15 protein-coding genes are annotated in these 13,403 nt (G+C 34.7%); 12 read left to right on the top strand and 3 right to left on the bottom strand.

The genetic code is table 11. The annotated features are described in order from the left end of the window. Positions 1-1,212 (bottom strand): MDR family MFS transporter (locus AOG55_RS08010; RefSeq protein ID WP_048101234.1); only part of this gene is annotated, 1,212 nt, incomplete at its 3' end. A gap of 119 nt (positions 1,213-1,331) precedes the next feature. On the opposite strand from AOG55_RS08010, the gene AOG55_RS08005 reads away from it, so the two are divergent. The 12 genes from AOG55_RS08005 (at position 1,332) to AOG55_RS07950 (ending at position 10,764) form a co-directional block, all read left to right on the top strand. Next, positions 1,332-1,880 (top strand): TetR/AcrR family transcriptional regulator, encoded by a 549-nt coding sequence (locus AOG55_RS08005; RefSeq protein ID WP_048101233.1) that lies wholly within the window; start codon positions 1,332-1,334, stop codon positions 1,878-1,880. 35 nt (positions 1,881-1,915) lie between these two features. Continuing rightward, a complete protein-coding gene (locus AOG55_RS08000; RefSeq protein ID WP_048101374.1) occupies positions 1,916-2,494 on the top strand; it encodes a class I SAM-dependent methyltransferase in 579 nt (192 codons plus the stop codon). 12 nt (positions 2,495-2,506) lie between these two features. Next, entirely contained in the window at positions 2,507-3,862 is a 1,356-nt protein-coding gene (locus tag AOG55_RS07995) for an APC family permease (protein ID WP_048101232.1), read from the top strand. Positions 3,863-3,904: 42 nt separating this feature from the next. Beyond that, positions 3,905-4,318, top strand: a complete 414-nt coding sequence (locus tag AOG55_RS07990; RefSeq protein ID WP_048101231.1) for a molybdenum cofactor biosynthesis protein MoaE — start codon at positions 3,905-3,907, stop codon at positions 4,316-4,318. Between the two features lie 13 nt (positions 4,319-4,331). Continuing rightward, the gene (cobK, locus tag AOG55_RS07985) at positions 4,332-5,084 is read left to right on the top strand and encodes a precorrin-6A reductase (protein ID WP_048101230.1); all 753 of its coding nucleotides are present in this window, start codon (positions 4,332-4,334) and stop codon (positions 5,082-5,084) included. Further along, positions 5,062-5,664: a precorrin-8X methylmutase gene (locus tag AOG55_RS07980; RefSeq protein WP_048101229.1), complete on the top strand. Its 603-nt coding sequence runs from the start codon at positions 5,062-5,064 to the stop codon at positions 5,662-5,664. The genes cobK and AOG55_RS07980 overlap by 23 nt, the downstream gene beginning before the upstream one ends. Then, entirely contained in the window at positions 5,642-6,712 is a 1,071-nt protein-coding gene (locus tag AOG55_RS07975; protein ID WP_048101228.1) for a cobalt-precorrin-5B (C(1))-methyltransferase, read from the top strand. The genes AOG55_RS07980 and AOG55_RS07975 overlap by 23 nt, the downstream gene beginning before the upstream one ends. Positions 6,713-6,784: 72 nt before the next feature. Further along, positions 6,785-7,375, top strand: coding sequence for a hypothetical protein (locus tag AOG55_RS07970; protein WP_052656701.1), 591 nt, complete (start codon positions 6,785-6,787; stop codon positions 7,373-7,375). Continuing rightward, on the top strand, positions 7,372-7,911 hold the full coding sequence (locus AOG55_RS07965) for a hypothetical protein (RefSeq protein ID WP_052656700.1): 540 nt from the start codon (positions 7,372-7,374) through the stop codon (positions 7,909-7,911). Before AOG55_RS07970 ends, AOG55_RS07965 begins: the two co-directional genes overlap by 4 nt. Before the next feature lie 117 nt (positions 7,912-8,028). After that, positions 8,029-8,496 carry a MaoC family dehydratase gene (locus AOG55_RS07960; RefSeq protein WP_048101227.1) on the top strand — a complete coding sequence of 156 codons (468 nt, stop codon included), beginning with the start codon at positions 8,029-8,031 and terminating at the stop codon, positions 8,494-8,496. Positions 8,497-8,500: 4 nt separating this feature from the next. Further along, complete coding sequence (locus AOG55_RS07955; RefSeq protein WP_048101226.1) at positions 8,501-9,319, top strand: HpcH/HpaI aldolase/citrate lyase family protein; 819 nt, start codon at positions 8,501-8,503, stop codon at positions 9,317-9,319. A 32-nt stretch (positions 9,320-9,351) separates the two neighbouring features. Further along, positions 9,352-10,764 carry an acetyl-CoA hydrolase/transferase C-terminal domain-containing protein gene (locus AOG55_RS07950; RefSeq protein WP_048101225.1) on the top strand — a complete coding sequence of 471 codons (1,413 nt, stop codon included), beginning with the start codon at positions 9,352-9,354 and terminating at the stop codon, positions 10,762-10,764. On the opposite strand, the gene AOG55_RS07945 is transcribed toward AOG55_RS07950, so the two are convergent. Then, on the bottom strand, positions 10,761-11,939 hold the full coding sequence (locus AOG55_RS07945; protein ID WP_048101224.1) for an acyl-CoA dehydrogenase family protein: 1,179 nt from the start codon (positions 11,937-11,939) through the stop codon (positions 10,761-10,763). The two genes, AOG55_RS07950 and AOG55_RS07945, sit on opposite strands and share 4 nt — an antisense overlap. 52 nt (positions 11,940-11,991) lie before the next feature. Next, positions 11,992-13,371 (bottom strand): MFS transporter, encoded by a 1,380-nt coding sequence (locus AOG55_RS07940; RefSeq protein ID WP_048101223.1) that lies wholly within the window; start codon positions 13,369-13,371, stop codon positions 11,992-11,994. Positions 13,372-13,403: the final 32 nt, after the last annotated feature.

Below are 13,403 nucleotides of genomic sequence, written 5' to 3'. Positions count from 1 at the left end.
TGTTTTTGTATATCTGTTTATATATGTATTGCCAGATTTTTTATACATTCCTGAAAAAATTATTATTGCAAGTACTGAAAAAATCCCAAATGTTGCAATTAATGACCATGTTATTATTCCATTATAATGAAATGTGTACATAATATATGTCCCTATGGATGGGCCAAAGGCACGGCCGATTGAATTGAACATTGAATTAAATCCCATATATCTTCCGGTTTTTTCATGAGAAACCATTTTTGATATGACAGTATTTATTGTTGGGGTTGTTAAATTTTCACCTATGGTTATAATAACCATGTCAAGCATTAAATCAATTACATTTGTTGAAAATGCCACAATAAAATATCCAAGGGCATAGAATAATGCCCCGGCCATAAAGGTAATTATATCGCCAAAGCGTGAAAATAGTTTTATTAATGGATACTGGCCAATAACCACCACAAGACCGTTTACAGCATATATATAACCAAGGTATGAGACATTAATTTTTATGACTATTTCACTGTATAATGGCAGGGATACTGAAAACTGTGATGATAAAAGTATTACAAAAAATGTGGCTATGCTGAAAATAAAAAGGTATTTGTCATAGACAATGAATGGATTGCCACCGCTAACTGTTTTGCGGAGAGTGTTTGGGTTTTTGACAAATATAATAATTACCGACTGCAATATACTTGCAAGGACAAGAGAATAGAAAATATATACAATTCCTGTGTTATATATTAATGACCCAATAAATGGACCAATGGCCCAGCCGACGTTGGATAGAATTCTGTAAACAGAATATGCACCCTCTCGCTCATCACTTAGGGTTACATCAGATATTAATGCACTTGCAGATGGATACACCAGTGAACCTGAAAATGAGGAAAATATAAACAATATTATTGTTATTAAATATGCATTAAACTGGAATGATAGCGCTATAAAAAGATAAATAAAAATTCCAGAAATGCTTCCCAGCATTAATGTAAATTTCCTGCCCATTAAATCTGCAAGATACCCGCCAATGAGACTAAATACCATTGACATTAAGGATAGAAGTGTAAATACTATGCCGACAATATAAATAGCCAGATGAAGATAAAGACTTAAAAATATGGCCATGAATGGCCAGGATGCGCCCATTCCAATTGACCGCATCATCGATGATAAACTCACAACAATAACCTGCCTGTTGTGAATTGTAGAATTAATGGAAATCATTACAGCTAATTGTAAATAATTATAATAATATTATTCATGATACAAATAATTTCAGAATATATTTAATATTTTAAAACACAATTATCAACATTTATTTATTAAAACATTATATTATATTCATGTATAACAATGATATTAGAGGTTCTTCAGAAACAAGAAAAAAGATTATTGAGTCTGCAATAAGCATATTCTCTAAATATGGATATTCCGGTGCATCAATGGAGAAAATTACAGAAAAAGCAGGAATTTCAAAGGGATTAATATTCTGGTACTTTAAGAAAAAGGAGGATTTAATTATAGAGATTGCAAAAATGAGCCTCCCCCTGGATGTTATTAATGATGCGCTAATGAAATATTCAGGTATTGAATTACTGGAAAATATTGGAAAAAATTATTTTAAAAAATATGCCAGCAACGATATGAGAAGTCTATTTCTATATACCCTTTCCTCGGGTTCAGTTTATCCTATAATTTCAGATAATATAAAGGATATCTGTACAAACATTGTAAGGGAAATAGCCCAAAAAACGTGCAATGATAATAGCATAAAATGTGAGATTAAGGTGAGGCAGTTTCTTGGAGCCCTGTTATGCTACATTATAAATCCATCGGAAATAGGGGAAGAAATTTATCTGAAAACTCTGGTAGAAAACTATGAAAAAATATAATAAGGTTTATAATGTATATAATATTTTTAACAATAATGGAAGAAAAAATAGATTATTTCAACAGACACTACATGGATTATGATAAATGGTATGACCTGCATTTAAAGGAGTATAATGATCAAATAAATTTTATAAGATCGGTAATTCCTGAAGGCAATGGGATTGAAATAGGGGTTGGCACCGGTCGCTTTGCATATGCCCTGAATATAAAATATGGTATAGATATTTCAGAATCCATGGTATCACTTGCAAAAATGCGTGGAATAAATGCTCTTGTTGCATCAGCATATTCAATTCCATATCCTGATAAATATTTTGATTTTTCATTAAATATGGTTACAATTTGTTTCCTGGATTTCCCTGAAAAGGCAATTATGGAGGCAAAAAGAGTATCAAAAGATTGCATTACAGTAATACTTGATAAAAATTGTGAATACGTAAATAATATAATTAAAAATCCTGCTGGCTTTTACAGATATGCAAAATTTTACTCTTTTGAGGAGATAATGAATATATATAAAAATACTGGATTTAAACATATTAAATATAAAATTCATGATTTTTATACAAATAATAATGTTAAATATCGGCTGGTGGCAGTTTCAGGAAAATAATCAGGTGATTACATGCAACTAAAAAAGACCGTAACAAAAAAGGATGCTGTAATGATTAATCTTGGTGCAATCATAGGTGCAGGCATCTTTGTAATAATTGGTCTGGCATCCTATAAGGCGGGGCCGGCAGTGATCATATCCATATTATTTTCAGGCATTATTGCAATGTTCACCGGGCTAAGCTTTTCAGAAATTGCCAGGCACGTTGCCAAGGAGGGTGGTGTTTATGAATATGCAAAAAGTGTTGTATCGCCATCGGTGGGCTTTGTTGGTGGGTGGATGTGGACATTTGGCAATATAATAGGTATTTCTGCAGTTTCTTTAAGCTTTGGTAGCTATTTCGATGAATTGTTTGGATTGAATTATAATCCTGTAATTCTTGCAATACTTTGTATTATTACCTTTATGGTATTAAATATAATAGGCATAAAAAATTCAGCAAAAACCATAACTGTTCTTGTTATTATAAATGTTGCCGTGCTTATAATCTTCATTTTTTCAGGAATAACAAGGTTCAGTGCATCCAATTTTAATGATTTTATTCCCCATGGTTATTCTGGAATAATAACAGGCACTGCGCTTATATTTTTTGCATTTACTGGATTTTCAAGGGTTACAACAATAAGTGATGAGGTAATCAATCCTGAAAAAACAATTCCGTTTGCCATAATAACATCAATTATAATATCATCTATACTCTATATTACGGTTGCCCTTGTGCTATTAGGCCTTAAGCCCTATTATGCCTATTCAACATCGTCATCACCATTAACACTTGCAATATCATCATTGAAAAGCAGATATCTGGATATCATCATATCTATTGGTGGCGTAACCGCAACTGCAGGCGTCACCCTCACGGGGATACTTGGAACCTCAAGGGTTCTATTTGCTATGGGCCGTGACAAAGAGCTTCCTGAAAAGATCGGGTATATAGATAAATTTTCAACACCTGATATTGCAATAGTATTATCTTCATTGCTTGGCATAATATTCCTTATTTTCGTTTCATTTGGAACAATAGTTGAGGCATCAAATTCCTCGGTTTTAATTTCATATATTATAATTAATTTTTCTGCAATTGTTCTATATTATGAGTTGAAAAAAACTTCATCAGGAAATGGGATGATAAAAAGCCATTATTTTTTAATAATACCCATTCTTGGCATTTCAACAATAATATTAATAATACTCTTTATAAATCTGTACAGCCTGATGATCACGTCAATAATATTAACAGTATCAGTTGTTTATTATGCTGTGAAATCGAGATTCTATAAAGGAAAACCAGTGCCGGGGCACAGTGAGGTGAGGGCATTTGGAAGGATAATGAGGTTTTCAAAAGAATTTAAAAGGAATAAAACATAATATTTTGCTAAACTTTAATATTATAAAACAATATGTAAACATATGATAAAAATCCAGAATGACCCAATAAACATTGAGGATATCCAGAGGGAAATAAAAGACGATTATTCCGGTGCCGATGTAATTTTCCTTGGCACGGTGAGAAAGACAGACGAATCTAAAAAAAATATTAAGGCACTTTACTATGAATCATATGATGCCATGGCCGAAAAAAGCATCAATAAAATCATTGACGATGCGAAAAAAATGTATGATATAAATAAGGTTTGTGTCATACAGAGAAAGGGTTATGTTAGGCTCAATGAGATTTCAATAGGCATTGGTGTATCATCATTTCATAGAAAGGATGCATTCATGGCCTGTGAATACATTATAGATAAAATAAAGGAACTGCCACCAATATGGAAGAAGGACATATATGACGATGGAACAGAGGAATGGAAGTCTGAATTATAGGGAGGATATTTAAATGATTCTTGTCTTTGACGGCACATCTGATTCAAGGGAGCTCTGCATGCAGTTAATATCAGAAGGATATGATTTAATATGCTCTGTTGTAACCGGGGAGGCGGCAAAAAAGCTTGAATCATTAAATATCAGGCATATAAATGGAAGGCTGGACAGGCAGAATATGATTGATTTTATTAACAATAATAAGATAAATGCGGTAATAGACGCCACACATCCATTTGCTGAAAGCATCCATAAAACAGCACTGGATGTCTCAAATGAATTAAACATGCTTCACATAAGGTTTGAGAGAAAGCCGGTTAAAATTAATTCAAAAAATGTGCTTTATGCCGGTTTTAATGAAATTAATGATCTGCTTAACGATTCAAGGAATATTTTTGTAACGACAGGGATAAAAACTGTTAAATTTTATGAAATTGATGCCAGTAAAAACTATTATTTCAGGATTATACCTGATCCTGAAAATATAAGGGCTCTTATAGACCATGGGGTACCACAGTCAAACATTATTGCCATTGAGGGGAAATTGAATTATATGGTTAATTATTCAATTATGCAGTATTTTAATATAGATACAATGGTTACAAAGGACAGTGGCTTTTTATCGGAACCAAAAATAAATGCTGCACTTGACCTTGGCATAAAAACAATAATAATTAAAAGACCGGATTACAAATATAAAAATATGGCATACACATATAAAGATGTGTTAAAAATATTAAAAGAGGGTGGTATATATCCTGAATCCTGAAGAGATATATTCAAAAAGTTTTGGCATTATAAAAAATATTATGGGGCTCGATGATTCATTAAAATCAAAAATAATAATGAGGGCAGCACATGCCACGGGCGATATTGATGCCGCCAGATCAATAATATTTTCCGAAAATTTTGAAGATGGCCTGTTTGACCAGAATTATAATATAGTAACAGACATAAATATGGTAAAATACGGAATAGGCAGTAATAAAACATACTGCCATATAAATGATGATGATGTCATTGAGTCATCAAAATCCATGCATATATCAAGGTCATATATTGCCATTAAAAAGGCCTGCAGGGAAATGCCGGAAGCGGTCTATGTCATAGGTGATGCCCCAACTGCATTAATATCAATAATTGAGGAAATTAATAATAAAAAATGCAATCCCCATATGGTAATAGGGGTTCCAGTTGGCTTTGTATCTGCCCTGGAAAGCAAGCAGTTACTATTAAAAGTTAAAATACCATTTATTACTAATTTAAGCATAAAGGGAGGATCGGCAATGGGTGCTGCCATTGCAAATGCCATTTTAAGTGATAAAAATGTACATAGAGGATATACCTGAGGGAAATCTAAGATACGGATACACCACAGGTGCATGTGCAACAGCTGCAACAAAGGCGGCATTGATAGGCCTTATTACCGGAAACATACCTGATGAGGTTACCATAGAACTTCCTGTCAAAAAGAACGCTGTTTTTAAAATCAGCCATAAAAGGCTGGAAAATGATTATGCAGAGGCCTCAGTGCTAAAGGATGGCGGTGATGATCCAGATGTAACCACCGGACTTTTTATATATTCAAGGGTTTATATGTCACCCGGGAAAGATATAAAGATCCTTGGTGGAAAGGGTATCGGGGTTGTCACGCGGGAGGGTCTTCCGGTAAGGCCCGGGAATTCCGCCATTAATCCGGTTCCAATGAGGATGATAAGGGGTACTGCAATGAAGGTTCTTAATGACCATGGCATAAATAATGGGTTAAGCATACTGATATACGCTCCAGGTGGAAATGAGGTGGCCAGAAGAACCTGCAACCCAAAGCTTGGTATAATAGGTGGAATATCAATACTTGGTACTACCGGTATAGTGACACCTTTCTCAACATCATCCTGGAAGGCATCAATTGTTTTGGCCCTACGTGTGGCCATAAAAAACAGTATAAAAGACTTTGTATTTACAACCGGTGGGAGAAGTGATTCTGAGGCAAAAAAAATTTTAAATGGGTATCCAGAGGAAAGCTTTATTGAAATAGGTGATTTTGCCGGATTTTCTGTCAAGCGTGCCATGGATGTGGGTGCAAATAGTGTCACCATAGTTGGAATGCCGGGGAAAATGTCCAAGCTGGCCATGGGTTGCATGGACCTTCATGCACATTCCAGCAGCGTTGATTTCAATTTTCTGTCTGATATTGCAAAAAAAATAAAAATGGATAAAAAATTAATTGAAAAAATAGGCAATTCAAATACCGTTGCGGAGGTTATGCAGATAATCAATTATAATAATGAATTTATTAATTATCTAAAAAATTTAATAATTCAAAGACTAACAGAATACACAAATAACAGATTAAAAATAGACGCAATAATAATAAGGAGTGATAATGGTGTTTAATATTTTATATATTTTATTTATGTAGTTATGAATATAAATTAAAAAATAAATAATCACAAATTTTAAACCTCTGTGATAAATAGTAATGCTGAAAGGGTTGCCCTTGATCAAAAATTCACATTGAAAAATTCCTTTTTAAGAGGATTTCCAATGCTGGTTATTCCACCTGTTTTGCTTGTTATCATATTATACCTTCATAATTTTTATTATCTTGAATACTTCCATGTGGTTGCAGGGTCCATGTGGACCGGTATGGATCTGGTAATGGGTATTTTTTTCTCATACGTAATGAAAGGCCTTAATAATATTGAGAGGGCAAGACTGTCAACAAGAATCACACCAACAATGCTATTTTTCATGCCGGCTATTTCATCTGTAACGATCACCGCAGGCATAGAGCTGGTTATTTTTTTGAAATTTTCATTTTCGTCATTATATATTATAATAGCATTAATCATCGCCTTTATCTTATTAATTCAGGGAATTGGAATATTTCTGCCCAATGAATTAAGGGTTTACAGTGAGATACTGCATGGTGGTAAAAATGTGGAAAAAATTGTAAGGCTTACAATGTTTAACCTGAGACTTTCATTAAGCCAGGTCATTCTTCAGATAGCCATAATTTTTATCATGGCAGGCCTTGCCACAGGGGTGTTTAATTGAGAAATTCGGAACTTTTAAAAAATTTTACCATAACAATAATTTTTTCATTTCTATTAATTACTATACCGGCATTTATTGGCAATATTCTTTTAATAGACTATATACATGTCCTAATTGGTGCAATATGGACAGGCACAGATGTTTTCCTGGGTCTGATTTTTTATATAGTTTTAAACGGGCTTGATGATAATATAAGGTCCAGGGTCGCGGTAAGGATTCTGCCAATGACTCTTTATTTTATCCCTGCAGCATCTGTTATTACCCCGGTGCTGGGCTTCATACTTTCATTAAAAGAGGGTATATTTAAATTAAATTATTTATTTATACCCATAATTGCACTGGCATTTATCCTGTTTTTAATGAGCTTTATCCTAATTTTTAGATACTCGATGAAAATTTACGTTGAAAATAAAAGTAAAAATTGTATTACAAAAATTTCAGGATTCCTTAGGGTTATAAATATAACAGCATCAGTACAGCTGGTTATACAGGTTGTTATAATATCATTAATGGCGTATATTGTTGTTTTCTTATAAAATTTAAATTAGCCCTAAATATTAAGTATTTTAAGCCCAAATAATAAATGATTTAAGCACCATAAATTAATTTATGCTCATAAATTAATATTATATATCCATTATTATTATAAAAATATGGCTGATGTATACTATGATGATATAAATGTTGGGGATAGGTATTCCAGCAGTGTTGGACGGACCATTACAGATATGGATAATATATGGTTTACATTATTAACAAATAATAATAACCAGATCCATTTTAATGCAGATTATACCAAAAAGTATTATCCAGGAGAACCTTTTAATGGAAGGCTTGTTGTAAACGGAATGCTAACCATAGCAGTTGTGGTTGGCCTTGTTGTGGAATACACAAGCAAAAATGGTTTTATGCTTGGAATTGACGGAGTTAAATACATGCATCCGGTTTTCGCTGGTGATACATTATATGCAAGTGCTGAGGTCATAGAGAAGCGTGAATCAAGATCAAAAAAGGGATTCGGAATTATAAAGATTAAAACAACAGGATATAACCAGAACTCAGAGGAGGTGATTGAATTCACCAGGACATTTATGATACCAAAGAAAGAGAGTAAATGGTGATATAATGAAAACAAGGTCCCAGCTATATGTTCCGGCCAATAATGAAAAAATGGTTATTAATTCCCTAAGGTTAAATGCAGATATAATTATATATGATCTGGAGGACGCAGTACCGGATGATAAAAAAGATTCTGCAAGGTCATATATTCTGGAATTTCTTAAAACAAATATTATTAAAAAAGCTGTTGCAATAAGAATTAACTCAATGGAAACACCCTATTTTTATAATGATATAACTTCATTATTAAAAACTGATGCCAAAATAGATTATATTATGATCCCAAAGGCATGTACTGGTATAAAACATATTTACAGGCTTCTTGGCATACCTTTAATCCCCTTAATAGAAACAGCTGAAGGTTTTACAAAAATTAATGACATAGCACATGAGGATGGAGTTTCAATGATTTCATGGGCAGCTGCTGATTTTTCATTGTCAGTTTCTGGAAATATTGATGGCTATGCACAGAACACATATATTGCAACTGCCGTTGCAGTCGCTGCCAGATCAGCAGGCATATTACCAATAGATAAGGTTTACTTTGATCTAAACAATATAAACGGCTTTAGGGATGAGGCTGTAAGGTCAAAAAATCTGGGTTTTGCAGGAAAGCAGGTTATACATCCAACACAGATAGATATTGCAAACAGCGTTTATGCCCCGTCAGAAGAGGAAATAAACTGGGCAAAAATGGTAATAGAAGAATATAATAAATCAGCCTCCCAGGGCCGGGGTGCACTGAGGATCGATGGAAGGTTAATAGATTCGGTGCATATAAGGATGGCAAGAAATATACTGGATCAGGCAGATATGGACCATTAAAATAATTAAAAATTTTAATAGGGGTGAAATTAATGAGAATTCCGCCGAAACTTGAGAGTAAGGTTATGGACCCTGAGGATGTGTTTAAAAAAATATTAAAAAATAAAAAATCGATAGCATTCGGGGGCATGGGAGGGCAGTCTGTTCCAAAAATTATACCGCTAATTTTTAAAGAACATCCACAGTATTTTAAAGGAATTCAGGTTTATTCTGGTGGCGGTATGACAAAATCGTTTGATGATGCCATGAGAAATATTGAAATATCCCGGCGTTTTTATTATTTAAGTGATAAAAAAAGCAGGGATGATGTCAATAACGGGAAAACCATGATGATGGATTATAGTGTATACAAGTATTCAAAACTTTTGAGTCTTAATTCAATGGATAAAATAGATGTTGCGGTCCTTGAGGCAACAGAAGTAAACAGTAAAGGTATAATACTTTCGCTTTCAGTGGATGCAACGCCAGCCCTATGCAATGCATCAAAAAAGATAATTATAGAGATTAACAGAAGCAAGCCTGTTTTAACGGGGCTCCATGATATAACTGATATTAATTCGGTAAGGGAGCATCAGTTCAAAAAAATTATTTCCCGTATAGGAAAAAGAGAGTTAAGAATAAATCAAAATAAAATAGCAGCAATAATTTATTCTGATGGCAGTGAAGAAAGTGCAGCCTCGTACGGAAAACCTCCAGAGGAAATCAATTCAATAGCAGAGAATATTTGGAGCATGCTTGATGAAAAGATTAAGTTTAAAAACACCATGCCAGTTCAGGTTGGGGCCGGGTCCATAGCCTCCTCACTTATTGATAAATCACCATTTAATGACCTAAAAATATGGTGCGAAATAGCACCTGCAAGATGGACTGAATACATTGGACATAAAATCAAATACATAAGCGCATCCGCAATTTATACACTACAGGGAGAGGAAGTTTACACAAAAAAATTTATGGAAAATTATCTTGATTATTCAGGAAATATTGTTCTCAGACCAAATTACATTACAAACAGTCCCGAGATAATTTCAGGTCTGGGTGTAATAGTATTACAGCAGGCAATAGAAATTGATATTTTTGGATCGGCCAATGTTTCCCACATAAGAGAAAATATATACAATGGTGTGGGTGGTTCAATAGATTTTTGCAGTTCAGGTAAGTATGTTGCCATTGTGATGCCATCCACTGCCATGAATGGAAAAATATCCAGAATAGTGCCGATGCTATCATGTGTTGACATTCCAAGAATGCTCGTCGATTTTGTTGTAACTGAGATAGGAATTGCAGATCTTCGCTGGAAGGACCCAAGGGAAAGAGCTGTGGAGATTATAAAAAATTGTGTACACCCAAATTTTAAAGATTCATTACTAAGGTATATGAATTACTTAAATGCCGGACATTTACCATATAATATAAATGAAATTATAAAATGGAATAAAAATTAATATGATTTTGGCATGTTTAACACATTATGGCCCAGATATGATAGAACCAGATTATTTGTTATGGGCGCGACCTTATATAACCTTGCCTCCCTGAATTTTCTTTCTATGCCTGTATCAACAGCAACCCCATATCCACCATAAGTATCCATGGCAACATTGGCAGCCTGCCATGCATATTCTGATGCCAGATATTTTGCAGAATTTGCAAGCTCGCCAACAATTTTAATATCCCCACCGGAATCATAGAGTGATGCAGCCTGCCATCTTAATGCAGATACGGAGAGCATCTTTGCATATATATCAGCTATTGGGAACTGCACACCCTGATTTTCACCAATGGGCCTGTCAAATACCACCCTTGATGATGCATAACCTGCAGATTTTTCAATAAACCATCGCATATCTCCTATGCTTTCCGATGCGATTAGGATCCTTTCGGGATTAAGCACGTGCATTAAGTATCCAAAACCCCTGTTTTCCTCTCCAATTAAATTTTCTTCGGGCACCGTTATATTATTTATAAATACCTGATATGTCTGGCTATTAAACATTGTTTTAATTCTGGTGTATTCTATTTCTTTCTTTTGTTCAGGGCCCAGCAAAAATAGGCTTATACCATCTGTTTTTTTCTGGACATCATCATACCTTTTGGTTCTTGCAACGATTAATATCCAATCAGATTCCTCAATTCTGGATGTAAAAATTTTCTGGCCATTTATTATATAATTATTCCCATCCTTTTTTGCAAAGGTTTTGATTTCAGGCGTATTTGATCCTGCATCGGGTTCAGTAAGCCCCATGCTCTGCATTCTAATTTTCCCGCTTCCCAGTGCTGGAAAAAGTTTCTTTTTCATTTCCACACTTGCGAATTTTGACAGTAGCCATGACATGTAATACTGGCCATGAAAGGGCTGTGAATTCCCACCTGATGCATTAATCTCCTCAAGAATAAGTGATGCCTCCCTTATTCCAAGACCGGCACCACCATATTCAACTGGTATTGGAACATTAAAAAGGCCCAGTTCAGTAAATTTTTTCACAAACTCCTCTGGATAAAGATGTGACTCATCCAGTTTCGCCCAGTAGTTTTCACCGTATTCTTCAAGCATACCCCTGATGGAATTCAGGAGAAGATTCTGTTCTTCTGTAAGATCCCTTGGATAATTTAAAACCATGTAATATTAATAAAAAAATAAATTTAAGTATTACTATAAGAAAATAAATATATCAGGCTGATATTGTCTCGAGCTGCTGCCTTGTGGCTATGGAACCACCAACAACAAGTATTATTCCAGCTATAAATGTTGTTATGCCTATAAATGTGAAACCACCAAAGAAACCTATCTGGGCAACCCATAGTGGAAGATAAAGAGCACCAATTGCCCCACCTATATGCCCAAGCCCATCTCCCATGGCGAAACCTGATGTACGTGCCCTCGTAGGGTAGCTTTCGGATGTGTACATGTATGCTATGCCGATTAAAAAGGCCAGTGAATAGGATGCTATGAAGCTTCCAGAAATAAGTGCTATTGAATTTATTCTGCTACCAAATATAACCATGCCAATCAGCCATAAAATTGATCCTATAAAGACTATGTATTTCCTCTCTATTTTATCAGATATAACCCAAGACGATAATGCACCAACAGGATATCCAATTGCACCTATGGCCAGATAAAGGATTGAGCTTGCCAGTGAAATGCCTGAATCTGAAAGTATTGTTGCAGCATCTCCAAGAAATGCATAGTTTCCAATGTACCACAGACCCCACCATAGCCCAAAAACAAGCATTCTTAATCTGTATGGCTTTTGCCATAAATAATAAAATGATAGCCTCGTCGTTTCTGTTTTAACGTTTATTTTATTTATTTCATCATCAGTAAGAGCAGGAAGCTCCTCACCCTTTTGTTTTAAGTACTGCTCAAAATGGGATACAACGTCATCAGCCTTATTCAGCTCGCCATGGCTTACAAGCCATCTGGGAGATCTTGGAAGCTGGGCCCTTAAAATTACAGCAATGACTGCTATTAAACCGCCAATAAAGAATAAAAGCCTCCATCCAAAATAGAATGGCGGCACAATTGCAAGTGCCACAAAAGGTGTGACAGCCTGACCAAGAATACCAAGGAAAAATGTTATCTGTGCAAGATGCCCGCGTCTGTCTGCAGGTGCAAATTCGCCAATATATGCAGGAATTAGATTTAAATCTGCACCGAGGCCAAGGCCTGTAATAAACCTGAAGATTATAAGCATGTCAAGATTTAGGGATGCGGCATCTCCAAAGGAACCAAGTGCCATTAAAGCCATGGTTAGTATTAACATGGGATACCTTCCATACCTGTCTGAAAGATATCCAATTATAAAGGATCCTATAACATATCCTATAAGACCTATGGATAGTGCAAGAAACAGGCTTTCGGAACCTGTTAAATGAAACTGTGGGGCTATTGCTGGCATGGCAAATCCTATATCGGTAACATCATAAAAGGTGAAAAAATAACCAATGGCTATTATTGCTAGAAAAGATGGTGGTAGTGGCCATTTATCTATTCTCTGCATTCTTGCTATTATAGATTTGGCTTCAAACTCTTTATTATTTGCTGCCATAAAATATTAATTTTATGATATATTTAAACATA

It is taken from the genome of Acidiplasma cupricumulans (assembly GCF_001402935.1).
Lineage (GTDB): Archaea > Thermoplasmatota > Thermoplasmata > Thermoplasmatales > Thermoplasmataceae > Acidiplasma > Acidiplasma aeolicum.
The sequence above is the reverse complement of the archived record's forward strand: the minus strand, read 5'-3'. Positions and strand labels throughout refer to the sequence as shown.